28 protein-coding genes are annotated in these 24,783 nt (G+C 58.9%); 7 read left to right on the top strand and 21 right to left on the bottom strand.

The features are described from left to right. Window positions 1-6: 6 nt before the first annotated feature. Entirely contained in the window at window positions 7-159 is a 153-nt protein-coding gene (locus DC3_RS29100; RefSeq protein ID WP_186815975.1) for a hypothetical protein, read from the top strand. Between the two features lie 136 nt (window positions 160-295). Here DC3_RS29100 and DC3_RS11210 read toward each other — a convergent pair whose 3' ends face one another. After that, the gene (locus tag DC3_RS11210; protein WP_186815974.1) at window positions 296-970 is read right to left on the bottom strand and encodes a response regulator transcription factor; all 675 of its coding nucleotides are present in this window, start codon (window positions 968-970) and stop codon (window positions 296-298) included. Window positions 971-1,548: 578 nt separating this feature from the next. Here DC3_RS11210 and DC3_RS11205 point away from each other — a divergent pair. From DC3_RS11205 to DC3_RS11195, 3 genes are all read left to right on the top strand, one after another. Further along, window positions 1,549-1,914, top strand: a complete 366-nt coding sequence (locus tag DC3_RS11205; protein ID WP_146884464.1) for a M23 family metallopeptidase — start codon at window positions 1,549-1,551, stop codon at window positions 1,912-1,914. Window positions 1,915-2,117: 203 nt separating this feature from the next. Further along, on the top strand, window positions 2,118-2,363 hold the full coding sequence (locus DC3_RS11200; protein ID WP_146884463.1) for a DUF2171 domain-containing protein: 246 nt from the start codon (window positions 2,118-2,120) through the stop codon (window positions 2,361-2,363). A 582-nt stretch (window positions 2,364-2,945) separates the two neighbouring features. Continuing rightward, window positions 2,946-3,254, top strand: a complete 309-nt coding sequence (locus DC3_RS11195; RefSeq protein WP_146884462.1) for an anti-sigma factor family protein — start codon at window positions 2,946-2,948, stop codon at window positions 3,252-3,254. A 117-nt stretch (window positions 3,255-3,371) separates the two neighbouring features. On the opposite strand, the gene DC3_RS11190 is transcribed toward DC3_RS11195, so the two are convergent. The 10 genes from DC3_RS11190 to DC3_RS11145 all read right to left on the bottom strand — a co-directional run bounded on the left by DC3_RS11190 (window position 3,372) and on the right by DC3_RS11145 (window position 11,689). Further along, window positions 3,372-3,752, bottom strand: coding sequence for a nitrilase-related carbon-nitrogen hydrolase (locus DC3_RS11190; RefSeq protein WP_246130644.1), 381 nt, complete (start codon window positions 3,750-3,752; stop codon window positions 3,372-3,374). Next, a complete protein-coding gene (lnt, locus tag DC3_RS11185) occupies window positions 3,707-4,819 on the bottom strand; it encodes an apolipoprotein N-acyltransferase (RefSeq protein ID WP_146884460.1) in 1,113 nt (370 codons plus the stop codon). Before lnt ends, DC3_RS11190 begins: the two co-directional genes overlap by 46 nt. Window positions 4,820-5,297: 478 nt before the next feature. Continuing rightward, window positions 5,298-5,810: a TlpA family protein disulfide reductase gene (locus tag DC3_RS11180; protein WP_146884459.1), complete on the bottom strand. Its 513-nt coding sequence runs from the start codon at window positions 5,808-5,810 to the stop codon at window positions 5,298-5,300. A 325-nt stretch (window positions 5,811-6,135) separates the two neighbouring features. Then, on the bottom strand, window positions 6,136-6,513 hold the full coding sequence (locus DC3_RS11175) for a hypothetical protein (protein ID WP_146884458.1): 378 nt from the start codon (window positions 6,511-6,513) through the stop codon (window positions 6,136-6,138). Window positions 6,514-6,616: 103 nt separating this feature from the next. Next, window positions 6,617-7,114 (bottom strand): signal peptidase II, encoded by a 498-nt coding sequence (lspA, locus tag DC3_RS11170; RefSeq protein ID WP_146884457.1) that lies wholly within the window; start codon window positions 7,112-7,114, stop codon window positions 6,617-6,619. After that, window positions 7,111-7,911, bottom strand: a complete 801-nt coding sequence (locus tag DC3_RS11165) for an undecaprenyl-diphosphate phosphatase (protein WP_146884456.1) — start codon at window positions 7,909-7,911, stop codon at window positions 7,111-7,113. The genes lspA and DC3_RS11165 overlap by 4 nt, the downstream gene beginning before the upstream one ends. Beyond that, window positions 7,908-8,702, bottom strand: coding sequence for a lycopene cyclase domain-containing protein (locus DC3_RS11160; RefSeq protein ID WP_146884455.1), 795 nt, complete (start codon window positions 8,700-8,702; stop codon window positions 7,908-7,910). The genes DC3_RS11165 and DC3_RS11160 overlap by 4 nt, the downstream gene beginning before the upstream one ends. Beyond that, the gene (locus tag DC3_RS11155; protein WP_371863436.1) at window positions 8,699-9,079 is read right to left on the bottom strand and encodes an ArsR/SmtB family transcription factor; all 381 of its coding nucleotides are present in this window, start codon (window positions 9,077-9,079) and stop codon (window positions 8,699-8,701) included. The genes DC3_RS11160 and DC3_RS11155 overlap by 4 nt, the downstream gene beginning before the upstream one ends. Further along, window positions 9,072-9,317, bottom strand: a complete 246-nt coding sequence (locus DC3_RS11150; RefSeq protein ID WP_146884453.1) for a glutaredoxin family protein — start codon at window positions 9,315-9,317, stop codon at window positions 9,072-9,074. Before DC3_RS11150 ends, DC3_RS11155 begins: the two co-directional genes overlap by 8 nt. An 11-nt stretch (window positions 9,318-9,328) precedes the next feature. Next, window positions 9,329-11,689 (bottom strand): heavy metal translocating P-type ATPase, encoded by a 2,361-nt coding sequence (locus DC3_RS11145; protein ID WP_146884452.1) that lies wholly within the window; start codon window positions 11,687-11,689, stop codon window positions 9,329-9,331. 71 nt (window positions 11,690-11,760) lie between these two features. Here DC3_RS11145 and DC3_RS11140 point away from each other — a divergent pair, with 71 nt between their 5' ends. Then, window positions 11,761-11,997, top strand: a complete 237-nt coding sequence (locus DC3_RS11140) for a 4Fe-4S dicluster domain-containing protein (RefSeq protein ID WP_146884451.1) — start codon at window positions 11,761-11,763, stop codon at window positions 11,995-11,997. A gap of 402 nt (window positions 11,998-12,399) precedes the next feature. Here the strand turns inward: DC3_RS11140 and DC3_RS11135 are convergent, their stop codons facing one another. Beyond that, window positions 12,400-13,692, bottom strand: coding sequence for a cytochrome P450 (locus tag DC3_RS11135; RefSeq protein ID WP_146884450.1), 1,293 nt, complete (start codon window positions 13,690-13,692; stop codon window positions 12,400-12,402). 310 nt (window positions 13,693-14,002) lie between these two features. Here DC3_RS11135 and DC3_RS11130 point away from each other — a divergent pair, with 310 nt between their 5' ends. Further along, on the top strand, window positions 14,003-14,509 hold the full coding sequence (locus tag DC3_RS11130) for a thioredoxin-like domain-containing protein (RefSeq protein WP_146884449.1): 507 nt from the start codon (window positions 14,003-14,005) through the stop codon (window positions 14,507-14,509). Continuing rightward, complete coding sequence (locus DC3_RS11125; RefSeq protein ID WP_146884448.1) at window positions 14,506-15,132, top strand: DUF305 domain-containing protein; 627 nt, start codon at window positions 14,506-14,508, stop codon at window positions 15,130-15,132. Before DC3_RS11130 ends, DC3_RS11125 begins: the two co-directional genes overlap by 4 nt. A gap of 99 nt (window positions 15,133-15,231) precedes the next feature. Here DC3_RS11125 and DC3_RS11120 read toward each other — a convergent pair whose 3' ends face one another. The 9 genes from DC3_RS11120 to DC3_RS11080 all read right to left on the bottom strand — a co-directional run. Then, a complete protein-coding gene (locus tag DC3_RS11120) occupies window positions 15,232-16,257 on the bottom strand; it encodes a DUF475 domain-containing protein (RefSeq protein ID WP_146884447.1) in 1,026 nt (341 codons plus the stop codon). 157 nt (window positions 16,258-16,414) lie between these two features. Then, window positions 16,415-16,777 carry an ArsR/SmtB family transcription factor gene (locus DC3_RS11115; RefSeq protein WP_146884446.1) on the bottom strand — a complete coding sequence of 121 codons (363 nt, stop codon included), beginning with the start codon at window positions 16,775-16,777 and terminating at the stop codon, window positions 16,415-16,417. A gap of 560 nt (window positions 16,778-17,337) precedes the next feature. Beyond that, window positions 17,338-17,646 carry a hypothetical protein gene (locus tag DC3_RS11110; protein ID WP_146884445.1) on the bottom strand — a complete coding sequence of 103 codons (309 nt, stop codon included), beginning with the start codon at window positions 17,644-17,646 and terminating at the stop codon, window positions 17,338-17,340. A 62-nt stretch (window positions 17,647-17,708) separates the two neighbouring features. Next, complete coding sequence (locus DC3_RS11105; RefSeq protein ID WP_146884444.1) at window positions 17,709-17,999, bottom strand: hypothetical protein; 291 nt, start codon at window positions 17,997-17,999, stop codon at window positions 17,709-17,711. Between the two features lie 59 nt (window positions 18,000-18,058). Further along, a complete protein-coding gene (locus DC3_RS11100; RefSeq protein WP_246130641.1) occupies window positions 18,059-18,796 on the bottom strand; it encodes a glucodextranase DOMON-like domain-containing protein in 738 nt (245 codons plus the stop codon). 711 nt (window positions 18,797-19,507) lie between these two features. Then, entirely contained in the window at window positions 19,508-21,649 is a 2,142-nt protein-coding gene (locus DC3_RS11095; RefSeq protein WP_246130629.1) for a heavy metal translocating P-type ATPase, read from the bottom strand. 939 nt (window positions 21,650-22,588) lie between these two features. After that, window positions 22,589-23,269, bottom strand: coding sequence for a response regulator transcription factor (locus DC3_RS11090; protein WP_146884441.1), 681 nt, complete (start codon window positions 23,267-23,269; stop codon window positions 22,589-22,591). A gap of 40 nt (window positions 23,270-23,309) precedes the next feature. After that, window positions 23,310-24,377 carry a flavin-containing monooxygenase gene (locus tag DC3_RS11085; RefSeq protein ID WP_146884440.1) on the bottom strand — a complete coding sequence of 356 codons (1,068 nt, stop codon included), beginning with the start codon at window positions 24,375-24,377 and terminating at the stop codon, window positions 23,310-23,312. Next, on the bottom strand, window positions 24,374-24,783 hold a 410-nt coding region (locus DC3_RS11080), incomplete at its 5' end, for a hypothetical protein (protein WP_222594746.1). The genes DC3_RS11085 and DC3_RS11080, both read right to left, overlap by 4 nt.

The following is a 24,783-nucleotide window of genomic DNA, read 5'->3' as shown; positions in this document are numbered from 1 at the left end:
GCTGCTGTGCAGTCAGAAATTCCGCTGGAACGCACCTTGCTGCCCGGGCTTGTCGGTGGGCTGCTGATGGGCACACTGGTGTTTGGAACCGTTGCCTCCCTGGACGGTGTGACCGACGAACTGCTCTCCGAAGTCCACGGCTTCAAAGCAACCCCCTGATCACCTGTAGATTCTTTGCAGGCTTCAGGTCCACGTCAAGGATCACGAAGCCTGGTCTGGCAGTGTGCAAGAAATGGGCCAGGGCTGCTTGTGATGAGAATGCCTGGATGTGAGGAAACCCGGACGATGCGGGTGGTCAAATGTCCTCGTCTAGAAGCCCATACCCCAGACCGCGCTTGGTGCGCAGCAACCCGGGGGCTCCGGCCTGTTCGAGTTTGCGTCTCAGGTACCCGATGTACACGTCAATGACGTTGCTGTCTCCCTGGTAGTCGGGCCAGATGCGCCGCTCGATTTCGCCGCGGCTGAACACCCGCCCGGGGGAACGGGCGAAGAGTTCCAGCAGTTCGAATTCTTTGCTGGTGACCTGGATGCGTTCCTGGCCGAAATGCACCTCCCGACTTTCCAGGTTGAGGTTGAGTCCGGCGGCCTGCACGTCACTGGGCAAGGCTGGAACGTTGCGCCGCAATTGGGCCCGCAGGCGGGCGAGCAGTTCAACCGGCGGGCAATGCCGGTCCAGGCAGTCGTCTGCTCCCGCGTCCAGGGCCTGGACTTTGGTGTGGAGGCTCGGTTGCAGGCTGTGGGTGAGCAGGGGAACGTTGCTGGTTTTGCGGATGTTTTGCACGGCATGGAAGGCTTCGGGGTGACTGAGGTCCAGCAGCACCAGGTCGGGGAGGTGTTGCTGGTACGCGATGACCGCGTCTTGCGGTTCGGCCTGCAGCAGCAGGTATCCGGCCTGGGTGAGTGCACGCTGGGTGCCAGAGGGGGTGGTGCCGTGCAGTTCAATCAGCAGCAAGGTCGGTGAAACGGGCATGAGAACATCATAAGGGAGGGCACATGAGAACATCTGTGCGGACATTCATGCATCATCTTTTGACCTCACCCCTCTGGAAACACACATCAATAAACCAACCCAGGAGCACCCAGTCTGCTCCCGAAGCGCTCATGTGGGAAACGCTGGGTATGGTTGGCTTTGGAGAGGCAGCAACTTGTGTTCAATGATCAGGACATGCTTCTCCACTTGTGTTGAGTGTCGATTTTTGACCCTGGCAGTAGGATTCCGATGTCATTTTCACCTGGGTTTTTATGGTTTGTGGGAATTGCTTGATTTCAAGTGAACATGAAAAGAACCTTGTTGATTGCCTTGATGGTGCTGTGCGGTGGTCCCTCAGCACTGGCAATTCGAACCTACACCGTAGAGCAGAGAGACACCTCACCCGCATCAGCCAGCGCCCCGGGGTGAACCTGGATGCCGTGGTGGCCCTCAACCCTCAACGAAACCCCCCACGCGTTGCGGCTCGGTCAGGGTTGAACATGCCTGGGACACCACAAAAGAACACCCAGGTTTCCAGGCCGATGATGCAACAGCTGTCTTGAAGCACCGCCAGCTGGGTGTGGCTGGCAAATGGGCAGGTGGCAAATGGCTTCGGGTACCGCCAGATGGTGGTGGTCGGAAAGAACTTCCACCCGGCCCTTGACATCAGAGGCAAAGCTGGCAGCCCGGTGCGTGCCGCGCAAAGCGGGGTGGTGAAAGTTTCCTGCTGGGACACCAAAGGCTTTGGATACACGGTGGACCACAGCAACAGTGTGGAAAGCCGTTACAGCCACAAAAGCAAGTTGCTGGTCACCGCGGGCCAGCTGGTACAAGCCGGACAGGTGCTGGCTTTGATGGGCCAGACGGACTTTGCCACCGTGGTGCACGTGGATTTTCGGGTGTACGTTCAGGACAAAGAAATCAATCCCCTGACTGCGCTCTGACCCCCTTGGTTCGCTTTGTGCAAACCGAAAGGAAAACCTCCTCGCGAAAACGGACGTTTCAGTCCGCCTGAGGAGACTTTGAGGCCACTCCGGAGTGAGGAAATGGGCCCAGAAGATCAGGGGCCAGCAGTCCAAGACTGTGAAGTCACCTGCTGAAGGTGAGACCCGGTGAGCATAAATTGGATTCCTGCAAGGAGGATTTCATGGAATTCAAAGAACAGATTCAAGCCCACATGCCCATCCGTTGCAAAGACAACAACGACCACGGCAAAGTGGATCATCTGGACGGTGACTACATCAAGGTGGCCAAAGACGACAGTGGTCAGCACCACTGGATTCCCCTGTCTGCGGTGGACCATGTGGATGAGCATGTCCACCTCAAGTGGGGACATCAGGAAGTACAGCAACAGTGGCTGTCCCAGGACCCCCACCCTGAGCACCGCTCCTGAGAAGTTCTGCCGTCCGGGCCCCTCGCATGGGTCCGTTTTTTGTGTGGTTTGCCCCCGGAAACGTGGTCCAATAGAAAATCGAGAGTTCGGCCTTCACCCTGGAGGATCGAACATGAAAGAGTCCCGCTTCCTGGCCAGAAAGCATGCTGCAGTGACGGAAGGGTCGGCACTGGGCGTTTTACCGAACAACAGATCCTGGACATTCTGCAAGAGGCCCAGCAAGGTGAGACCTCAATGGCTGAACTGTGCCAATGGGGACAGCCCCCTTCTACAACTGGAAGCAGAAATACACTGACATCACCAGATGCCACCAGGACTGGTTTGATGGCCAGAACAAAGGGAATTTGTAATCAGTCCCAGCAGGGATTGACCTTTCAAAACGGTTAGAATGGGGGTACCGTGGAAGAATCCTGTCCCAACTGCCTATTGCTGGAAGCCAGACTGGAAGAGCAAACTGCTCAAATGGCAGACTTGCAACACCAACAGGCAGATTTGCAAAGCCAGTTGAAAGCCTTGCTTCAAAGGGACAATCAAAATTCCAGTCAACCCCCCAGTCAAGACTTCCTGGTCAGAACGACCCCCATGAAGGGGCCTGACCGCAAACCCTGGAAAACCCAGAGTGCTGTGAGGCAATCCATGATGGATTTCACTTGTGAAAACACAAAAGACCACCTTCTCAACCACCTGCTGGAGCACACACCGCTTCCGGACAGCACCTGCAAGCACCTGCAAGACTGCCCGAACTGCTTGCAGCAATTTCAAGATTTTCGCGAACTGATTCAGGCTCTGGACTTCACCCACTCCCAGTTCCCTCCAGCAAGCCTCAAAGAGAAGGTGCTGGAACGCATCCACCTCTCTCCCGAACCATCAGAAGGGCAAAACTCCCCTTGATCCTCGCTTCCTGAAAGAAGACCATCCATGGCTTGCGTGAACACCTGTCAAAAGGAGGCAATTTCAGTGCTCCAACCAGGTCCTTGAGATCCCCCATCAACAACAGCAGGGAGGGATTCACCCTGCCCGTCTCCTCAGCAAAAGAGGCAAACCGCCCAGGAGAGCAATCAGGGCAAAGGAAAGTATCCAGTTGCCGTATTTGACAAAAGGGGTCATTTCCTCCAGGGTGCTGAAGCGGGCCAGCAAAACCCCCCTCTCTACGCTGGGCAATGTTCCCAGGGTCTGTCCACGTGGGTCAACCACAGCGGTGATCCCGTCATTGCCGCTGCGCAAAAGGTAGCGCCGGGTTTCAATGGCCCGCACGGTGCCCATCAAAAAGTGCTGCTGTGCCCCCAGGCCCTGACCAAACCAGCTGTCGTTGCTGAGGTTGACCAGGACCTGTGCCCCCTTCTTCACCAGTTGTCTGGTGAGTTCAGGGAAGGTGGACTCGTAACAGATGTAGGTGCCGTAAAGGATCCCATCCAGCCCAATGGGGGCTTCACGTTTCCCAGGGGTGACCCCCTCAGGTTTGGCAACCCCAGGCTGGCAAAAACCCAGCTGTACACCCCGGAAAGCTGACCTTGCAAGGGAAAACTTTCCCCGAAAGGCACCAGCACCCTTTTGTCGTAACGGCCACTGGAGGTGCTGGAAAACGCCGAGACCGAATTGAAATAGCTGTCCCCTTCCCAGCGGGGATTGCCCACCAACCAGCGGGGCTGCATCTTGAGCATTTCAGAAAGCAAATCCCCCTTCACCGTCACCGGAGAGGCTGTCTCAGGCCACACCACCAGGGCATCCCGGGTTTTCAGTGTTCTGGAAAGGTCCAGATAAACTTCCAGTTCAGCCTGCTGTCGGCGCTGGATTTTTTGTCTGGGAGGGATGTTGCCCTGCACCAGGGCCACCTTCTCTCTGGCTTCAGGGCGCCCAGGGGGTACCAGGCCATACAGCAGTGCCCCTCCCAGCATGGGCAAAGCCAAAAGCAGCAACCAGACCCCTTGTTTTTTCCTGAGGTCGGCCAGAGCACAGGCCAGCAGCATGGTGAGAAAAGAGAGCAGGGGAACCCCACCCAGGTCAGCAACTTGCACCACAGGCGAATTCACCCAGGCATACCCGAGGGTGCCCCAGGTGAACTGAAACGGTCCCAGGCTGCGCAAATGCTCCATCAACATCCAACTGAAGGGCAAAAAGAACAAGAAATGCCCTTCAAACACCCAGCGGGTCAACACGGTGGTGAGGCTCCACATGGTGGAGAGGATTGGCAGCACCAGCACGTAAAGCAAATAACTCATGGGGCCAAAGAATTCTCCCAGGCTGACCGGCAACCACCACAGGTGCACCGCAAAAAACAGGAAAGCAAACTGGAACATTCCCCAGAACAGGGGACCCACAGCAAGGTCTTTGATCCTGCCCAGCAAAGATGCCAGCAGCAGGGGAGTGAGCCAGGACAGGGGGGTGACCAGAAACACACTCCCGGTGATCAACCCCAACAGGGGAAACAGGCACGGGGGATTTATCCGGAAGTTCATCTTTGCCCCAGGTCCACACCTGTTTTGCCCTGCGCAGTGACCAGCTGGTCAGTCGTCTGGTTGATTTTGTTTCCTGAGCGGGCAGCACAAAGGATGAACGGGTCCGTGTGTTTGAGCATTTCGACTTTTGATGAGGTTTTTCCAGCGCACGGTTTTGCCGTGTTCCTGAAGCCTTTCGCACGGATCCGAAGTGCATTTTCCCTGGTCACAAGCCCTGAGGCTGTGCCATCCTTGCTGGAACAGAGCCAGGTGGGACATCTTTTGCTTGACACCTGGGTGGAAAATAGGGTGTTTGAAATCACCTGAGCAAACCCCCTTCGCTGGAACTTGGCTCGCAGAATCCCTGAGGTCACCAGATCCAGTCTTTCTTGCCATCAACCACACCTGTCCATTCAGCCCAATTTGTCACCTCCGAGGTTTTGGAAGAGAAAACCAACCGCAAGACTGAACAGCAAAACAGGGCAGATGAAAAGCCTTTTCACAGGTTCACTCCAAGATTTTTCAGCACCTCCTGCATGGTTTCAAGACGTACCTCGCCAGATCGTCGGTACACGACAATGCCACTCTGATCAAGAATGAGGGTCACCGGAATCTGTGCAATGCCATAATTGATGGCCACTCTGGAGCCAGGATCCCACAAGATGGGCAACTTCAAACCAAATTCCTCCTGAAATGCCTGGGCTTTCACTGGGTTGTCATTGAACAAAATCCCCAGAAATTCCACCTGATCTCCAGCCTGTTGGGTGAGGGTGCGAAACACAGGGGCTTCAGCCCGGCAGGGCAGGCACCAGGACGCCCAGAAGTTGATCACCACAGGCTTGCCTTGCATTTTCTGCAGGTTGTATTCCTGACCCTCAATGCTTTTCAGCACGAATTGCGGTGCGGCTTTGCCTTCCAGAGGGCTGGAAGGAGACCTGTCTTCCTTGAGCAGCCCATACCCAAGCAGGGCCACCACCAGCACCACCAGCAAAGGGCCTATGAATCTCTTCATGCCATCACCTCCATGGCAAACCCCACGGAACCGATCCAGGATTCCAGCAGGGGTGGAGCTGCAAAGTCATCCGCTAGATCCTGAGGAAAAAGACCAGATGTCCGCATTTCAGTCATGGGCGGTCCGTTCACCCAACCAGGAAGGTAAGGTTCTGAGCCTTCGTCAGCAGGCAGCAAAACCAACCTGAACACAAAAGGGACTTTCCGGTCCCTGTTCGCTGATGCTCTGGTTTCGTTGGAAACCATTCCGAACCCTGGCATGGAGCATTGGGACGGAGACACCTCCAGCAGCAGGTGTCGAGAAAGGACCTGGTGGTGGCAGGAATTCATGCTTTCCCGCACCCTGCAACCCCCCTCAGGGCAGCTTCAATGGCCTCCACTTGCTCATCCATGCTCATGATCTCCAGTACTTCATCCACCGTGGGCACCAGGTCGCCCCCTTCTCCATCGTCCCCGTACACTGGAGGCTCAAGGATGGTGCGAATCACCACCCCCTTGACCCTGCGGCTGACGTTGTCTCCCCAGACCAACAGGATTTCTCCCTCCTGGCTCACATGCAAGGCAATCTGCACCGGGAAGGTGGTGCACTGCATGCAACTGATTTCCTGCCGGATCACTTCACAGACCATGGACCTGGTCTGGGCTTCACTGAGAAGCTTCCAGATGCTCAGCACATGAAGGGTAGTGTTTTCGATTTGGGTCATGGGAGTCTCCTCTTTCAGGGGCCAAGCGGATGTTCACCGTCTGGATCCTGGCCAACAGCGGGAACAACAACGCCTGTGCGGTTCCTTAGAATTCTTGTGGGGTTCAGGCTGCAGGTGAGGAATGCTTTTCCTTTGCAGGACGCACCAAGTTTCGCAAGACCAGCAACACCACCCCACTGACCACAAACACATCCGCCAGATTGAAAATCGGGAAGTCCTGCTTGTACAGGAACTGGGTGATGCTGGACAGGGTGTGTGACATCAGGGGATCCACCACTTTTCCTAAACGGAACCCGTCCAGGGCGTTCCCCAGGGCACCGGCAGCAATCAAGCCCAGCGGCACCCAGAGGTCCCCGTACTTGCCCCTCAGCAGGCTGAACGTGATCCACAAGCCTACCAGGAGGCGCAAGACGGCCAGCGCCAGGGTGGCTCCGCCCAGCATGCCCCACGCCGCCCCCTTGTTGTAAATCAGGCCCAGGCTGAGGAATCCCCCAATGAACGCCTGGAATTCCCCCTCCCGGAAGGTGGACACCGCCCACACCTTCAGCCACTGGTCCAGCACCACCCCCACCACAATCAAAACCACGGCACCCCACCTCATGCCAGCACCCCCCGGAAGGTCAGGGCCAGCAGCAGAGTCCCGAAAAGAATGCGGTACCAGGCGAACAGGCGAAAATTGTGTTTGGAGACGTACCTGAGCAGCCAGCCCACCGCCAGCAAAGCCATGAAAAACGCCGCAACCATCCCCACCAGCAAATTGAGGAGTTGCCCCTCTTGCAAAGCAGAGAGGTTCTTCCCAAGGGCGTACAGGGTGGCCAGCCCCAGGGTGGGAATCGAGAGGTAAAACGAGAACTGGGTGGCCGTGCTGCGGTCCATCCCTGCAAACATCCCTCCTATGATGGTGGTGGCGCTCCTCGACATGCCTGGAATGAGGGCCAGGCACTGCATGCCCCCCACCATCAGGGCCTGCAAGGGACGGACCTGCTGCACATTGCGGGTGCCCACCCGGTAAGCGAGGCCTTCCGCCACCAACATCAACACCCCGCCGATGATCAACGCTGCAGCCACGGTTGGCACCGAGAACAGGTGCAGGGTGATCCAGGATGAGAACAAAAAGCCCAGTACGGCCGCAGGCACGAAAGCCAGCAGGATCGACCCCCACTGCCGTTTCACATCCGGGTGGGATGCCTGTTTCGCCTGCAAGAGCAGGTCATGTCGGTAATGCCAGACCACTGCGAGAACCGCGCCGAGTTGAATGGCGATCTCGAAGGTGCCACCGGTGTCCTCCACACCCAGCAGTTGAGACGTGACGATCAAATGCCCGGTGGAGGACACCGGCAGAAATTCAGTGATGCCTTCGGTCACGCCGAGCATCACACTGGAGAGGGTTTCGTTCATGCTTTTCCTTTGATGAGGGGATGAAATTTGTGTTTGAGTTTGAGGTAACGGCTTTCCGCCTCCGGGTGCAAGAACAGGGCCAGGCCGTCCATCAAAAGCACCGAGGTCACCAGGAAGAACACCCCTTCTTCCAGGGGCAAATGGCCCAGCATCACCCCTGTGGTGTACGTTTCGCTGATCGACCAGATTTCGAGGTTGATGGCCAGCATGTCACACAGGCCCAGGTACACCGTGAGCAAAAAGGTGCCGAGCAGGCGGGCCCCCTGCACCTTCCCGGAAAGCAAATCCCCCCCGAACCACCACTGGAAGAACAAGACCGGGCAGGCCCACACCAGGATCAGGCCCAGGTACACTCCGGAGGGGGATTGCAACAGCCACACGCCCGCCACGGTCAGCAGGAAGTGAAACAGCATCCCCAGCCCTCTCCCCAGGGGGTTTTTGCCTTCCGGGGGGGTCTGGAGGATGCGCAGCAACAGCAAGAACAGGAGCCCTCCCAGCAGGCTTTGCAGGACGAAAAACAGGTACTCTTCAACGGGAACGTACAGGATCTTGCCGATCACCCGTTCATCCGGGTAGGTCCACACCTGGGAGTACACCAGGTAATTGTCCCACGGGGTGGTGTAAACCACGGCCAGCACCGGCAGCAGGAGCAAAAACCACACCGAGCGCCGGTTGCTGGACTGGTACCGTCCACCCAGCGGGAGGTTCTGGCGGTGCACCCTCCAGGCCCACACCAGGAGGCCCGTGAGGGGAGGCAAGAGGAAAATCAGCAGGAACTCCAGGTACGTCATTCGACAGGCTCCACCGGGTGGATGCCGGTCACCTGCATCACCACCTGTCGGCTTTTCTCCCCGGAGAGGCGGTAGTAGGCGATGCGGCCCACCTTGCGGAACTGCACCAGGTCCTGCAGCCTCAGCAACCTGAGCTGGTGGCTCATGGTGGATTCGTTCACTCCGGTGAGGGCGGCGAGGTCGCACACGCACAACTCCTCAAAGAGCAGAGCACTGAGGATCAACAGCCGGGTGGGGTCGGCCAGGAGTTTCAGGGTCTGGGAGAGGTCATCCAGGGTCTCCTGGCTGGGGAGGTGCCGGCGCACGTTCTCCAGGCGTTCCGGGTGCAGCACGGTGACTTCACATTCGGCCTCCAGGGGCCTGGGTTCGTCAGCCACGGTCACCCTCCAGCAGGGTGCGGAGTTCCGGCAACTGGTCTTCAAAGGTGCCGTACAGCACCCGCTCCCCGACCACCGTGACCGGGGCGATCCTCAGGCCGGTTTTCTCTTGCATTTCCTGCAGGGCCGCCGGGTCTTCCCGGACGTTTTTCTCGGTGAACGCCAAACCACGCTGGTGGAGGTAGGTTTTGATGGCTTCGCAACTGGAGCACTGGGGCACGGTGTACACGGTGATCATGGGTGTTCCTTTCACTGGGGGTTGAACTTCAGGAGCCTGAGGGCGTTGAGGGTGACCAGCACGGTGGCTCCAGTGTCGCTGAGGATGGCGGGCCACAGCCCGGTGATGCCGAGCAGGGTGGTGACCAGGAAGATGAGTTTGAGGCCCAGGGCGAACACCACGTTTTGTTTGATGTTCCCCATGGTTTGCCGGGAGAGTTGCAGCAGGTCACTGACCCCCCGCACATTGTGACCGAGCAGGGCTGCATCTGCCGTCTCCAGGGCCACATCGGTGCCGCCCCCCATGGCAATGCCAACATCGGACTCTGCAAGGGCAGGTGCGTCGTTGATTCCGTCTCCAATCATGGCGACTTTGCCGTGCTGTTTCATTTCGCGGATGATGCGGAGTTTGTCTTCCGGGAGGAGTTCGGCCTGCACCTCCATGCCCAGCGAGCTGGCAATGGCATGGCCCGTTCTCCGGTTGTCCCCGGTGAGCATCACGGCATTCACCCCGAGGCTCCTGAGTTTCGCAATGGCTTCTTTTGCGTCCCCTCGGGGTTCATCTCGAATGGCAATGAGTGCCAGAGGGGTGTTTTCCCTGAGCAACACCACCACGGTTTTGCCCTGTTCTTCCAGGGTTTCAATCTGTTTCTGGTGCTGGGAGAGGTCCGCTGTTTTTGAAGCGTGTTTTGGGCTGCTGATCTGGTGGGAGACCCCCTGCACGGTGGCCGTGACCCCTTTGCCGGGAATGGCCTTGTGGTCCCTGGCTTCGGGGAGGTTTGCCGCTCCGGCTTTTTGCACGATGGCTTTGGCCAGGGGGTGGCTGGAGCCCTGCTCCACTGCAGCGGCGATTTTGAGCACGTTCTCTTCGGTGCCTTCCAGGGGCACAACATCCGTGACCTGGGGTTTGTTTTCGGTGAGGGTGCCGGTCTTGTCAAAGGCAATGGTTTTGACGGAGCCGATGTTCTCCAGGGCCAGTCCACCTTTGATGAGGAGGCCCCGTCTGGCTCCGGCGCTGATGCCGGAGGTGACGGCAGCCGGGACAGACAGCACCAGCGCGCACGGACAGCCAATCAGGAGCAAGGTGACCCCTTTGTACAGCCACTCGTACCAGGAACCCCCAAAGAACAGGGGAGGAACCACAGCGATGAGCAGGCTGACCAGCATCACCAGGGGGGTGTAAATGCGGCTGAACCGGTCAATGAAGCGGGCGGTGGGGGCTTTGCTGGATTCGGCTTCTTCCACCAGGTGGATGATTCTGCTGATGGTGTTGTCGCTGGCGTCCCGCTCGACCCGCACGGTGAGCACCGATTCGGTGTTGATGGAGCCTGCAAAGACAGAGTCCCCTGTGCCTTTGCTGACCGGGACGCTCTCCCCGGTGACGGGGGAATCGTCGACGCTGCCTTCCCCGGTGAGGATGGTGCCGTCGGCGGGAATGCGGCCTCCGGGCTGCACCTGCACCGTCTGGCCAACGTGCAAGTCTTCCACCGGCACCTCCCGGGTCTGGCCATTTTCGAGGAGCAAGGCGGTTTTGGGGGCCAGCTGGGCGAGGGCCTGGATGCCCTGGCGGGCTTTTCCGGCGGCGATGCCTTCGAGGAGTTCTCCGATGGTGAAGAGGAACACCACCAGTGCCCCTTCGGCGCTCTCGCCGATCAAGACCGATCCCAGGGCCGCGACGGTGATCAGGGTGTTGATGGTGAAGGGCTCTCCGAGCCGAGCAGCATGGAAGGCTTTGATGGCCAGGGGGTAGGTGCCGATGAGGGTGGCGAGGGTGTAGGCCCACAGGGCGTACCCGGGCAGAACCACGCTGAGGAGCACCGCCAGGATCAAGAGTCCCCCGGTGGTGAGGACACTTTTGCCTTTGGCGGTCTGGTGCCAGGGCTGGGGTGCCCTGGGGGCCGTCTGGGGTTTTTTCACCTCTCCACCCCCTCCACCTCCTTCACCCCCTTGCAGGGTGGGAGGGTAACCCAGACTTCTGAGGGTCTGTTCCAGGGTGAGGGCAGACGTTTGTGCGGGGTCCAGGGTGAGGGTGAGGGTCTGGGTGTTGAAGTTGACCCTGGTGTCCTGCACCCCTGGGAGCCTGCTGAGGGCGTTTTCGACGGTGCGGGCACAATCGGCACAGTCCATGCGCTCCACGAAGTATTTGAGGGGCAGGAGGGTCTGCTTTTCCTCTTGCAGGGTGGGGGGATAACCCAGGCTTCTCAGGGTCTGTTCGACTTTGCTGGTGGAGCTCTGGGTTGTGTCGAGGGTGAGGCTAAGGGTCTGGGTGTTGAAGTTCACCCGGGTGTCCTCTACCCCTGGAAGCCTGCTGAGGGCATTTTCGACGGTGCGGGCACAGTCGGCGCAGTCCATGCGCTCTACGAAGTAACGGTAGGTCTGCCGGGTCTGGGTCATGGCCTGATGATATCTGTATGACTGTACAGATATCAAGAGGGATGTGTTACATTGAAAGCCAGGAGGCAAAAATGACCCATGTGATTGCCCAGCCCTGCATCGACACCCGAGACCAGGCCTGCACCGAAGTGTGCCCGGTGGAATGCATCTACGACGCCGGAGACCAGTTCCTGATCCACCCAGCCGAATGCATCGATTGCGGGGCGTGCCTGACTGCCTGCCCGGTGAACGCCGTCTACCTCGAAACCGACCTGCCCAGGGGCTGGCAGGGATTTGCTGAAAAAGCCCGCAAGCACTTCGGCACCTGAACCTCCGGCCCTCACCCGGGTTCCCAGCAGCACCTGCTGAACATCGCCCCACGGGCACAGGGAACCAGGAAAAAACCCCAGGTGACCCACCAGCAAACGTCCCCCTCTGAGATCCTGCCCATGAGAAAGAGGACGTTTCGGATCAGGCCGGGGCCAAAGTGCAGACAACTGCAGTTCCCGGTCCCTCAAGGGTGAGCCAAGCCCTCTGAGGGGATTCCGTGACAGACCAGTCATCCAGAAGGATGCAGGATGGGTTTCAAAAGTCCTTCCAGCCACAAGCCTCACCTCGCTGGGTGCAAGGGTCTGAACCTGACCTCCAGACCGGGGGATGGGGCCTTGTGAAGGTGCGGTGGCAACCAACGGGCTTGCTGGAGAAATGCAGCAAGCCCGTTGGTTGGTGTGTCAGGCCACCGGGGTGCGGCGAACCACCTGGGCCCTGAGGGGGGCTTGGGGACGCAACGTCAACGAAGGGTCCGGCAGGACGGTTTGTGCCCCATGCACATGGACATGAAAGTGCTGCAGCAAGGTGGCCAGCACCAGGGCCATTTCCATCAGGGCAAAGTTGTTGCCGATGCACAATCGGGGTCCGCCCCCAAAAGGAAAGTAGGCGTGGCGGGGCAGGGCCTGCTGGAATTCGAACGTCCAGCGGTGGGGCCGGAATTGTTGGGGGTCCGGGTAGAATTGGGGGTCCCGGTGCATCACCCAGGGGCTGATGCCCACTTCGGAGCCTGCTGGAATCAGCAGGTCATCACACACCCAGTCGGTGAGGGGTTCGCGGGACATCCACCACACCGGGGGGTACAGGCGCAGGCTTTCACGGACCACCTGCTGGGTGAAGGTGAGGCTGGGGTAATCGTCAGCACCGGGTGTGCGGCCATTCAGGACCGTGCGAAGTTCGTCTTGCAGTTGTGCTTCAATGTCTGGGTGGGTGCTGAGCAGGCACAGGGTCCACAAGAGGCTGTTGGCTGTGGTTTCATGTCCGGCGAGGAACAGGGTGATGAGTTCATCCCGGAGTTGGGTGTCGGTCATGCCCTGTCCGTCATCGTCCCGGGCTTGCAGGAACAGGGACAGGAGGTCGTGGTGGTTTTCAGGGCTTTGGCGACGCAGTTCAATCAAGGCAAGAATCACTTCTTCAACGTCCCGGACGGCCCGCACGAGGTGCTTTTCTCCAGGGATGGGGAGGGGAAGCGGGAAGCGTTCCATCAAGAAGCGCACCGGGCTGGTCATTTGCTGCTGGTAGAAGTCCATCATCTGCGTGATGGATGTTCCCACGTTGTGTGGGGTACCCTGGTTGAGGTCGACGCTGAACACCGTCTGGGTGATGATTTCCATGGTGAGGTTGTGGAGGGTTTCGGTGAGGGGGACCTCTCCGTGGTCTGGCCAGGTTTTCAGGGTGCGGGTGGTGAAGTCCACCATGGTCTGGGCATAACGGTGGATGTGCTGGCGGTGGAAGAGGGGCTGGGCGAGGCGGCGTTGACGCAACCAGAACTCCCCTTCGCTGGCCACCAGGCCGTTGCCGAGCACCATGCGCATGATGGGGTGGCGCTGGTAGCCTTTCTGGAAGGTGCGTCCGGTGTTTTGGAGGACTTCTTCGACGTGCTGGGGGTGGGTGATGATGTAGGTGTCCCGTTCAGCTTCGATGCGGACCTTCACCCCGCAGCCGTACCGCTTTGTGGTTTCGTCCAGGAAGTTCAGGGGGTTCTGGCAAAATCAAGCAGGTTTCCGAAGATGGGGAGTCCTCGGGGGCCGGGGGCATTTTTCATGGTGGGCTCCTTGGGGTGGTGCCCATCCATGATATATGAACAAATGTACAGATATCAAGGTGGTGTCGAAAGCAATCAGGCATGACTTCAGATGACGCACATCTGGAACTTTGAGGTCCAACTGCTGGCCAGGGCAACAGGGGAACTGCAGAATATTACAGGTTTCAGCACCCCGCACTGCCCTGACCTGAAACCACAAAGCCTGAAGGTCCTCACAGGTGTTCATGTAAAATGAACCGGAGATGAAAGCACCCCAGATGATCCCCCTCTTGATCGGCCTGACCCTGCTCGCCAGTTGCAACACCAAAACCAGCAGCATCGAAGGGGTCGAAACCTTCACCGTGGCAGCGGGCCACAAAGAAGGCAAACTGGAATACAAACAAACCCCACCCGCAGGCGGCGAGCACAACCCCACCTGGCAGAACTGCGGCATCTACCAGTCCCCCATTTACAACGAGTACGGGGTGCACTCGATGGAACACGGGGCGGTGTGGATCACCCACCAGCCGGACCTGAGTGCCGAAGAGATCAACACCTTGGCAGATGCCATGAAAGGCAACAGTCACGTGCTGATGTCCCCTTACCCGGACCTGAAGAGCAAAGTGGTGGTCTCGGCCTGGGGCAAACAACTGAAACTGGATTCGGTGTCGGATGTGCGACTGGTTGAATTCATCCGCACCTACGCCCAGAGTCCAGACGCCCCTGAGCCTGGAGCCCCCTGCTCCGGTGCCTACAGCGGGGTGCAATGAACAACCCACGCAAAGTTCTCTTTCCATTGCTGTGGGTGCTCTGTGGTTTCATGCTGGGGCTGCTGGCCTTCCGCAGCCCACAACCGAACCAGCAAGACATCGGTTTTCTGCAAGGCATGATCGCCCACCACAACCAGGCAGTTGACATGGCCATTCGACTTCATGAGCGCCTCACCGCACTCAACCAACGCTCCCCCCTCCAGATCACCCTGAAAGCCATCAGCTTCGACATCCAATCCGGGCAAACCAACCAGGTGGGCCAGATGATGGGGTGGCTGCACCAGTATGGTCAGCCTGTCACAGGTGAACCCATGGACCCCTCACACATGGGGATGGCCACCCCAGAAGACGTGAAGTCGCTCAGCACCCTGCCCCTGAACGACGCCCAGAACAAGTTTCTGGGCTTGATGATCCGACACCACCAGGGGGGGGTGAAAATGGCCCAGGCTGCAGTGAGCACCGCTCGACTGCCTGTGGTGCGCAACCTTGCACAAAAAATCATCCAGGCCCAACAAAACGAAATTGAGGAGTTGACCCGACTGCTGAAACAACAGGGAGGTGAGGTGCCCACATCCCCCCAGGATGCCACGCCTGGCATGCATCACCAGCAGGACAACCCGTGATTTCTGGGGCCATCCTGTGGTCCTGACACCCCCTGCTGAAGGGGAACCCTGCATAAAAAACCCCTGGAAGGCTTCCAGGGGTTTCAAGTGAGGGTGCTTTCACCTGGGAGGGTGCCGCACAGACCACAGGACCGAGGCCACAATGAAACCCACCCCGATCAGGCCGGTGACCAGTTCAGGGATGTGGATGTTTTCGTTCATCCCCAGCAGCATGATGATGGCCAGAGCGCCAATTCCGTAGTGTGCCCCATGCTCCAGGAACACGTACTGCTGCAGGGTGCCTTTTTTCACCAGCATCAGGGTGAGGGAACGCACAAAAACTGCACCGATGCACAAGCCTGCGGCAATCACCACCACTTCGCGGGTGATGGCGAACGCCCCGATCACCCCGTCCAGCGAGAAACTGGCGTCCAGCACCTCCAGGTAAATGAAGGCAGTGAGGCCTGCTGCGCCTGCTTTGGCCGCCATGTCATCGGCATCAAACAGGCCCCCGAGGGCATCAATGAAGATGTAAGTCAGGATGCCCACCACACCTGCAATCAGGGCAGTGAGTTTTTCTTCCCCTGCCACCGTATAGTTCACCAGAACCAGCAGCAGCACACCGGTGAGGAACACCTGAATGGTGTCCAGACGGCCAATTTTGGCCAGCGGACGCTCAATGAAGGTCAACCAGTGAATTTCTTTCTCGGGGTCCATCAGGTACTTCAAAAACACCAGCAGCAGGAAGGTGCCCCCGAACGCCGAGATGGGCACTTCTGCCTGGGTGAGGTGACGGGCGTACGCTTCAGGGTCACTGAAGGCCAGCCGGGCCACTTCGATGAACCCCAGGTTGGCGACCACCGCCACAATCAAAATGGGGAACACGAAACGCATCCCGAACACCGCAATCAAAATCCCCCAGGTGAGGAAGCGGCGTTGCCACACTTCGCTCATGTTTCGGAGCACACTGGCGTTGACCACGGCGTTGTCGAAACTGAGGGACACTTCCATCACACCCAGAATCACGGCGATCAGCAAAAAGGAGCCTGCGGTGCCCATGCCTCCGGTCTGCAGGCCGTAAACAAAAGCCCCGGCAAGGCAGATCAGGGTCACCAGAAAAGCAAAGCCGAACTCTTTGCTCAGCATGCTGCCCTGCTGAACAAATCTGAACATGGGAGCGGATGACCAGGAGGAAGTTGAATGGGGGCAGAAGCCACCCGAAAGGAATGTCTGAAAGGATGTACAGGTTTTTGCATTTGACCATCTTACGCGAAAACACCTTTGGAGGTCAGCGGTGGGTGTTTCACTCCATGGCGTGTTCCAATGCACTCCCCAGCAGTTCCTTCACATGGTGGTCGGTCAGGCAGTAGTACGCGACCCGGCCTTCTTTGCGGTAACGCACCAACCTCGCGGTCCTCAGCAGCCTGAGTTGATGGCTGGCGTTCGACTCACTGATCCCCACCACCACCGCCAGGTCACACACGCAAAGCTCTGTGGTGGACAGGGCCGAGAGAATTTTCAGGCGGGTGGGGTCAGCCACCGCTTTCAACAGTCCACTGGCCACCTCCACACAGGCATCTGCAGGTTGGGCTTTCCGGGCGGCCTGCACCGCCTCCGGATGCACACACGACACTTCACACACATCTTCTTGAGACGTCTCAATCATTAAGCCCCAGTATAACCCACCCCACAGGCAACAAAGGTGCACTGCACTGGGTTCCACACCGGAGCACGACCAGAGAGGTGCAAGAATTTTGCTGGGAAACGGACGCTGCCGGGAGGGGTGCTGGCGTTGTGGAACCCCTGCCCAACTTGACATTTTGAGCCCCACACCATGGGGTGATGCAGTCTGTCTCAGAGGCGTCTGCCTCCTCACCCAGCGTGCCAACGCACAAGCACCTTTCTTGCCCCCCATGCCTCAGTGGGCGGATGCTGCCGTCCCCTCCCAAACAACCACACCGACCACCTGGAGTTGCGCAACCCATGGGCCATCCCCAGGGGAACAGCAAAGAGATTGCCACACACCCCAACAAAAAGCAAAAACAACCCGGTTGAAAACCGTTTGAGCACATCGAGCACCCATGGATGCACCAGGCAAACGTGCAGGCTGTGCTTGCCCAGAAAGCCATGGGTTTCCGGAATCCGACTGGCCCCCTGGAGAAACTGTGGGCCAGGCCGAAGCGCATCAAGGCAAAGGTGGTGAACCGCCAGTGTGCTGCATGGCACTCACCATTGTTCACAGGAAGACCCAGCATGCTGTTGACCCCCCGGGGGCAGGTCAAACTCCACCGCCGCCAACACACAAATGGAAAGGCGGTGGTTGCGCCGCACCCATTCAAACCCTTGGTCGTGGCTGCCGACATACATTCCCAGTGCCCGGGCAGGCAGGTGCCACCACACCAGGGTCGCTGGAAACCGGAAGTCCACCAGAGCGCTTTCCTTGTTGAGCAAATACACCCCGGCCTGTGTGGCAAAAGCCATCCAGGTCACCCACCAGAAATGCCGCTGTTGGCGTTTCCAGAGCGGAACAACCATGGGAAAAAGGGCACAGAACGCAGGGCAACCATCAGAAAGTACAGGTGGGCATGTCTTTTGCGTCACTGCAGCCAGAACAGCCAGCGTTCCCAGTCCAGCAGGTCACCACCAACCGCATGAATCTTTTCCCCATAAAGCAGTGTCCAGATCACATGTGGCATCAGGCTCTTTTTGAAACCTCCCCTGTGAAAACGCCTGGCATTGAAAGGCTTCATGACTGCAGCCTGGGTGAAGTCATCTGCAGTCATGCACGGAAAAACAGGCACCGCGAAATGCAAGGTGCGGTTCAGAACGATCAACAGCAGGTGATGGCACACCACTTCCACAATGGACAGCCCTCGAAAAATGTCCATGGCCTCCAGGAGACTCTCCCGAAGCACCCCTGGTCGGAGCGACCTCTCCGGGGACTCCGTCACCGATTTTCCCGCCGCCACAATTGCAATGTGGCCCAAAAGGCACCCGCCATCCCGATCCCCCCCAGCAGCAACAACCACCAGGGGCGACCATCCCGGAACCTTCCCACCGCAGGGAGGGTGCCCTCACGGTACACCGGTTGTTGTTCACCTGCCAGCAGCACATCCACTGGCACAGGAGCATTTTGCAACGAACTGCGCAGGTGACTGGGGTTGCCGCCCAGGCTGGGTGCCTCCACCCCCGTCGGGGTGAGCGGATCGAAGACGCTGACCATCACCCAGTACTGGTATTGGCCTGCTGGGAGGGAGGTGGAGATGTGCACGGTGGTGCCCTGGGTCTGCACCTGAAAAGCACCTTCTTGCACCTCGACCCCACCCGAGGGGTCCCACTTTTGGAATGTGGATTTCAAAGGGGAAATGGACAGGTGGTGCTGCCACCCCTGGTTGCTGGGGGTCACGAACCCCGTGTCGGCGAGACGCTCATCCCCTCCAGGAGCGGTTTTGATGAACACATCCAGCACGGCAACTGAAAATCCAACTGGGGCCCTGAGGGGGTTTTCCAGGGCAGCCATGCCGACTTCCAGCTTGAGGTTTCCCCCCTCGTTGCGCACGGCAAAAGAACGCAAATCCAAACTGGCCACTTCAAGGTTTGAAAGGGTGCCAGGCAACAGGTACCCTCCGTCCCCCCGCTGGTCCCCAGCAGGATCTGCAACAAACAAAAGCACCGGGGCATCCATGGGCACATTGCAAAGTATAAAGCATCCAGCAAGACGCCTGAAGGCCGGACATGGGGATGCCGCGGTTCACCAACGCCCTGAAAAGGTCTCGCTGATCGTTGGTGGTGGGTGATCCTGTGGGTTCCACTTCAACATGGCACCCCCCTGGTTGATGTGATGGAGAACCCCCAAAGGCAGCGGTGCAATTCAGGGGACAGGGGCCTTCCAGACAGGGTTGAAAAACCTTGAAGTGAATCCACTGAACCCCGTTTCATTCCGTGAAAGACAGGCTGCAGCCATCGCTGGTCGCCTGTCCAAAAAGGCCCTGAAACCGTTCCACAAGGTGCCCATATCATCTGGTCAGCGGGACAACCCCAGGTCACCCCTTCTTCCTGTGCGTTGGACCGAATCCATCCAAAGGTGCTTGGTCAGGGCACAAAACTGTGCTGCTCATGATGATCTTCCATCTCACCTCACACCTGCATCCCTTTTGAACGGTCGTGCCTGAAGGGTGTCAATCCCGCAAGCACACCAGGTTGAACAGCATTCCTGCTCCAAAATGCGGTGATCTGCACCTCTGGTTCAGCAACCCTCCAGGGGAACCAGGTTGCCTGATGGACGATCATGGCTCATCATGTGCCTGTGGACGGGATGCCCCTGAGCTGGATCGGGTGAACGGTGAAGGCCACCACAACAGGTTGCAGGGGTGGCCTTCACGTGTGCCTTCTGGTGTCATTTCCTGAGGAGCCTCAGGGCGTTGGCGGTGACGATCATGGTGGCTCCAGTGTCGGCCAGGATGGCCATCCACAGGCTGGTGTAACCCAGTAGGGTGGTCACCAGGAAGATGAGTTTGAGGCCCAGGGCGAAGATGATGTTTTGTTTGATGTTCCCCATGGTTCTTCTGGACAGGCGGATCAGGGCTGGAACGTCTCTGGCGTTGCTCCGCAGCAGGGCTGCATCTGCGGTTTCCAGGGCCACGTCGGTGCCGCCCCCCATGGCGATGCCCACGGTGGATTCTGCGAGGGCTGGAGCGTCGTTGATGCCGTCCCCGACCATTCCGATGCCGCCTCTCGCTTTCATGTCCCGGATGATGCGGAGTTTGTCTTCCGGGAGGAGCTCAGCCTGCACGTCCATGCCCAGTGAACTGGCAATGGCCTGTCCGGTCCTTCGGTTGTCCCCGGTGAGCATCACGGCACCCACCCCGAGGTCTTTCAGTTCAGAGATGGCCTCTTTGGCGTCTTTTCTGGCTTCGTCACGGATGGCGATCAGCGCCAGCGCCGTGGTGTCCTTCAGGACCACCACCACGGTTTTTCCTTGTTGCTCAAGCCCCTCAATGGTGTGCTGGTGTTTTGAGAGGTCGGTGAGGGTCTGGGCATGTTTGGGGGAAGCCACCAGGTGGGTGACCCCCTGAATCACGGCACTCACCCCTTTTCCAGAGAGGGCTTTTGCTTCGGTGACGGGTGGAAGGCTGGCCGTTCCAGCTTTCTCCACAATGGCTTTGGCGAGCGGGTGGTGGGACCCGGATTCCACAGCAGCAGCGATCTCGAGGGCCTGTGTTTCGGTGCCTTCCAGGGTGACCACATCCGTGACCCGGGGTTTGTTTTCGGTGAGGGTGCCGGTCTTGTCAAAGGCAATGGTTTTCAGGGTGCCCAGGCTTTCCAGGGCTGCTCCGCCTTTGATGAGGAGGCCCCGTCTGGCCCCACTGGCAATCCCGGAGGTGATGGCTGCGGGGGTGGAGAGCACCAGGGCGCAGGGGCAACCAATGAGGAGCAGCGAAATCCCCTTGTAGAGCCACTCCGTCCACTGGCCCCCGAACAGCAGGGGGGGGACCAGCACGGTGAGCAGGCTGGCCAGCACCACAAAGGGGGTGTACTTGCGGCTGAAGCGGTCAATGAAGCGGGAGGTGGGGGCTTTGCTTTCTTCGGCTTCCTCGACCATTTTGATGATGCGGGCGATGGTGTTGTCCTTTGCGGCTTTCTCCACCTTTAGTGTGATCACGTTTTCGGTGTTGATGGAGCCAGCAAACACGGTGCTTCCAGGTCCTTTGTTCACCGGCACGCTCTCTCCGGTCACCGGCGAGTCATCGATGCTGCTCTGGCCTTCAAGGATTGTGCCGTCTGCAGGGATCCTTCCTCCTGGGGCCACCCTGACCGTCTGTCCGACCTGCAGAGCTTCAGCAGGAATGTCCCTGGGCACCCCGTTTTCCATCAGGGTTGCGGTCTTGGGGGCCAGTGCCGCGAGGGCTTTGATGCTGCTTCTGGCCCGGCCAGCGGCCACCCCTTCCAGGAGCTCTCCAATGGCGAAGAAGAACACCACCACGGCGGCTTCAGCGGCTTCTCCAATCAGCAGGGCTCCGATGGAGGCCACACTGACGAGCATGTTGATGCTGAAGGGGTCCCCGAGGCGTGCAGAGGCATAGGCTTTTTTGATCAGGGGCCACACCCCGAGCACCGTGGCCAGGATGTAAAACCCGCCAGCGTACTGGGGGTAGAGGAAACCCAGTCCGTAGGCGATCAGCAAGAGGAGGCCGGTTTGCCACACCAGTTTGCCCTGTCCAGTGTTGTACCAGGGGCCACTTTCGTGCTCATGGGTGTGGCTGTGTCCGGCTTCGTGGCCGGCGTGGTTGTGGGGGGCCTGGCCGTTTTCTTCCCTGAGGTTGGGTTTGTAGCCGAGGGATTGCAGGTTTTGTTCGAGGGTCTTTCGGGGGGTCTGCTGTTCGTCGAGTTCGACTTCCAGGATCTGGGTGGTGAAGTTGGTGCGTTTCACCTGTGCGCCGGGGAGCCGGGCGGTGGCGGCTTCGACTTTTTTGACGCAGCTTGCGCAGTCCATTTCGTCGACGAAGTAGGTGAGGGTGTTCTTTCGGGCTTCGGTCATGACCCCATAATATATGAACATTCATTCATGTAACAAGTCGATTTGGGTACAATGTGAATCGAGGGCACGCCCCTCACCCGACCTGCCCCACCCTACAGCCCTTGTCAGGCTGAACCCTGCCCCCACTCATGACATCCCGCCCAGCGCAAACGCGGCTGTGCTGCTGGCGGTCTTCAGCACAGGGACTTGAGCCTCACCCGGAGCTGCGTTGACTTGCGTTCCGCAACCAGCAGCAAGACCTGAGGGTTCAGCCGATTTTCAAAGATCATGCCCACATGCCGCCTCTCCAGTTGCTGCCACCCTCGCTGCTCGCCCATCCGACCAACACCCTCATAGCACACCATCTGCGGGCCACCAACAGGGTGGGCCTCATCGACCCATGTCACCCCTGGGAACGTGTGCCTGGAAAGCCAGGACAGACACGAATGGGGGTTGGTTGAGTCAAAAGCAAACCCTTTCCCTGCAGGGTGAAGCTTCGTTCCTGTCAACCGTGCAAGGCAATCAGATCGTTGTTGATTTCAGAGGCACGGCCCTGCTGGACGTCAGTGGCCCTGCCCAGGGCCACCACCTCCTCTCAAGGGCTCCAGCTCCAGGCCCAAAAAGGTGCGGGCGATCCCATCCAGCCACCGGTGGCGACGGCCTCCTGGGAGATTTGTTCCACCCAGACATACGGAACGCCCAGGGCTACTTTGCCCACCATTTGACGGGGACACCCCCCTACAGAAGCGTTGCAAGACCCTGGACACCCGGGAGCACATCCCGTCACCCCACCACGCTGCGCCACGGTCACCCCACCTTGCAGGTCTACCGCTGCAAGGTCAGCACCTCAAGGGTGGCGAAGCAAAAACTTGCTGTCAGGGTCGAATGCGGGTGGAGAGAAAGTCCCTGTGGGAATGGGTGTGTTTCCTGGGCCGTCCAGCAGAACCCCAGGAGGGCCTTTCAACGGTCATCACGCAGGACATAGCCAACGCTGCGGATGGTGTGGATCAGGCGGCGTTCTCCCTCCCTTTCCAGTTTGCGCCGCAAGCACCCGATGGACACATCCACCACGTTGCTGCCACCGACGTACCCTGGCCAAAGTTGTTCTTCCAGTTCATACCGCGAGAGCACCCGTGCCGGGTGACGGCTGAGGAATTCAAGGAGTTCAAATTCCTTGCTGGTCAATTCAATCCGACGCCCTGCCCTGAAAACCTCCCGGCCGTGCAAATCGATGACCAGGTCAGCAATGCGCAGCTCTCCATTCAAAGTGGGGTTCGTCCGGCGCAGATGGGCGCGCACCCGTGCCAGCAACTCTTCGATGGAGAAAGGTTTGCTGAGGTGGTCGTTCGCACCAGCATCCAGGCTGTCAATTTTGTCTTGCAAGGCATCTTTTGCACTGAGCACCAGGATGGGGGTGTTGCTGGTTTTGCGGATGCGGCGGGTGACGTCCAGGCCTCCAAGCACAGGAAGCATCAGGTCAAGGATCACCAGGTCGGGTTGATGCTCCCGAAAGTGGGCGAGGCCGGTGAGGCCATCCAGGGCAATGTGGGTGTGGTAGCCTTCGGCTTGCAGTTCAAGTTCGATGAAGCGGGCGGTGTCTTTTTCATCTTCGATCACCAACACTTTGGGCAGGTCTGGCATGTTTCACCTTGGCGGTTGGGAATGGAGGGTGCCCTGATGGTCAAACAGCACCGGATGGCGTCAGGTGTTTCTTGAGGTGCTCTTTCAGGTGCTGCGCAATCAACAGGGCATCACGGCCCACCCCACCAATGAGCGCACTCCTCCGGGAGCGCTGCCAGGACAGTCCCACAAAGTACAGCCCCCGGTGCGGGGTGACGCCCTCACGGTGCAGCACCTGGCCGTCCTGACGGACCACCGGGGTGGAAAGCCAGCTGTAATCGGGCCGGAAGCCCGTGGCCCACAACACCGTGTCCACCTGCAGGGTCTGACCTTCCTGGTTCACCGGCAGGCCCCCCTGAACCCCCACGATGCGTGAAGTGACGGCAAGTTTCCCCTCCCTGACCAACTGGGGGACTGTTGATCCGATCACCGGGTCCCTTTGCTGCAAAATCCGCCCAATCAGGGAGTGGGGAGGTTTGTCCATGAACCCCAGCACATCCAGCCAGTCAAACACATCACGGCCCAGGATGCGTTGAGGCACAAAAGACGGTTTCTTGCCGATGGCCACCGTCACCTGATGGTCTTCAGAGAGTTCCTCGGCAATCTGAAACCCGGAGTTTCCTCCACCCACCACCAGCACCCGCTTTCCAGTGACCGAAGAGGGGTTTTGGTAACCACTGGAGTGCAGTTGCAAGACGCCAGGGCTCAGTTCCTGACTGAGGTGGGGGGTGAAGGGTTTCTGGAACGGTCCGGTGGCCACCACCACTGCCTGGGAGGTGAAGGTTTCCCCAACTTCGGTCCTGACCTTGAAACTTGCCCCTTCAGAGCGGCACTCCACCACCCGGGCACCGTGTTTGACGGGAAGTCCGTGCACCTCCCGATACGCCTGCAGGTAGTTGGCCACCTCATCTTTGGTGGGGTGATGGTCCCGCCTGGCTGGAAACGACAGGGCGGGCAGCAAGCTGTGCTGGGTGGGGGTGAAGAGTTTGAGTGAATCGTACCGCTCCCGCCAACTGTCCCCTGTGTGCCTCCCTGCGTCCAACACCAGGTGACGGATGCCCTGCTGTTTGAGGTGGTAACTGGTGGCCAGTCCCGCCTGCCCCCCGCCGATGACCAGCACGTCGGTCATTTCACCACCACTGTGGCGACCATGCCGCTGCCCAGCACCGTGATGGGGATGCCTTTGCTGGTCTTCTGGAAGGTGCCCTGATAACGGACCCGGTACTGGGTGTTTTTGTCGAGCCGCTGGATGCCAGGCTTCACCGGCCAGCTTTTGGTTTTCTGGTACACCCCGCCGACTTTTTTCTCCAGGGTGAATTTCACCCCACTGGAGGCAAACGCCTGCAGGGTGTTGGTGACGTTTTCAAAGTTTTTGACTTGCACTTTCAAAAACCCGCTGGTTTTGTTGGTGGGCAAGACCTGGATGGATTGGATTTCCAGGTGGGCCCCATGGGCGAAAGCACCTGTGGTGAGGGAAACAGCCAGGAGGGTCAGGGGGAGTGGTCTGGTCATGGCTTTCGGGTTTACTGCACTCC

This window comes from Deinococcus cellulosilyticus NBRC 106333 = KACC 11606, from assembly GCF_007990775.1.
In the GTDB taxonomy this organism is placed as follows: domain Bacteria; phylum Deinococcota; class Deinococci; order Deinococcales; family Deinococcaceae; genus Deinococcus_C; species Deinococcus_C cellulosilyticus.
Note: the sequence above shows the minus strand (reverse complement) of the source record. Positions and strands in the feature narration are given on the sequence as shown.

Bases quoted from the DNA above. Each gene is read 5' to 3' on its own strand.
- DC3_RS11120 (WP_146884447.1), bottom strand. From the start codon at position 16,257: ATGCTGAGCAAAGAGTTCGGCTTTGCTTTTCTGGTGACCCTGATCTGC.
- DC3_RS11110 (WP_146884445.1), bottom strand. From the start codon at position 17,646: ATGGTTGTTCCGCTCTGGAAACGCCAACAGCGGCATTTCTGGTGGGTG.
- DC3_RS11140 (WP_146884451.1), top strand. From the start codon at position 11,761: ATGACCCATGTGATTGCCCAGCCCTGCATCGACACCCGAGACCAGGCC.
- DC3_RS11175 (WP_146884458.1), bottom strand. From the start codon at position 6,513: ATGACCCAAATCGAAAACACTACCCTTCATGTGCTGAGCATCTGGAAG.
- DC3_RS11165 (WP_146884456.1), bottom strand. From the start codon at position 7,911: ATGAACGAAACCCTCTCCAGTGTGATGCTCGGCGTGACCGAAGGCATC.
- DC3_RS11180 (WP_146884459.1), bottom strand. From the start codon at position 5,810: ATGAAGAGATTCATAGGCCCTTTGCTGGTGGTGCTGGTGGTGGCCCTG.
- DC3_RS11195 (WP_146884462.1), top strand. From the start codon at position 2,946: ATGAAGGGGCCTGACCGCAAACCCTGGAAAACCCAGAGTGCTGTGAGG.
- lspA (WP_146884457.1), bottom strand. From the start codon at position 7,114: ATGAGGTGGGGTGCCGTGGTTTTGATTGTGGTGGGGGTGGTGCTGGAC.
- lnt (WP_146884460.1), bottom strand. From the start codon at position 4,819: ATGAACTTCCGGATAAATCCCCCGTGCCTGTTTCCCCTGTTGGGGTTG.
- DC3_RS11125 (WP_146884448.1), top strand. From the start codon at position 14,506: ATGAACAACCCACGCAAAGTTCTCTTTCCATTGCTGTGGGTGCTCTGT.
- DC3_RS11210 (WP_186815974.1), bottom strand. From the start codon at position 970: ATGCCCGTTTCACCGACCTTGCTGCTGATTGAACTGCACGGCACCACC.
- DC3_RS11160 (WP_146884455.1), bottom strand. From the start codon at position 8,702: ATGACGTACCTGGAGTTCCTGCTGATTTTCCTCTTGCCTCCCCTCACG.
- DC3_RS11105 (WP_146884444.1), bottom strand. From the start codon at position 17,999: ATGGACATTTTTCGAGGGCTGTCCATTGTGGAAGTGGTGTGCCATCAC.
- DC3_RS11150 (WP_146884453.1), bottom strand. From the start codon at position 9,317: ATGATCACCGTGTACACCGTGCCCCAGTGCTCCAGTTGCGAAGCCATC.
- DC3_RS11100 (WP_246130641.1), bottom strand. From the start codon at position 18,796: ATGGATGCCCCGGTGCTTTTGTTTGTTGCAGATCCTGCTGGGGACCAG.
- DC3_RS11090 (WP_146884441.1), bottom strand. From the start codon at position 23,269: ATGCCAGACCTGCCCAAAGTGTTGGTGATCGAAGATGAAAAAGACACC.
- DC3_RS11200 (WP_146884463.1), top strand. From the start codon at position 2,118: ATGGAATTCAAAGAACAGATTCAAGCCCACATGCCCATCCGTTGCAAA.
- DC3_RS11085 (WP_146884440.1), bottom strand. From the start codon at position 24,377: ATGACCGACGTGCTGGTCATCGGCGGGGGGCAGGCGGGACTGGCCACC.
- DC3_RS11095 (WP_246130629.1), bottom strand. From the start codon at position 21,649: ATGACCGAAGCCCGAAAGAACACCCTCACCTACTTCGTCGACGAAATG.
- DC3_RS11130 (WP_146884449.1), top strand. From the start codon at position 14,003: ATGAAAGCACCCCAGATGATCCCCCTCTTGATCGGCCTGACCCTGCTC.
- DC3_RS11115 (WP_146884446.1), bottom strand. From the start codon at position 16,777: ATGATTGAGACGTCTCAAGAAGATGTGTGTGAAGTGTCGTGTGTGCAT.
- DC3_RS11145 (WP_146884452.1), bottom strand. From the start codon at position 11,689: ATGACCCAGACCCGGCAGACCTACCGTTACTTCGTAGAGCGCATGGAC.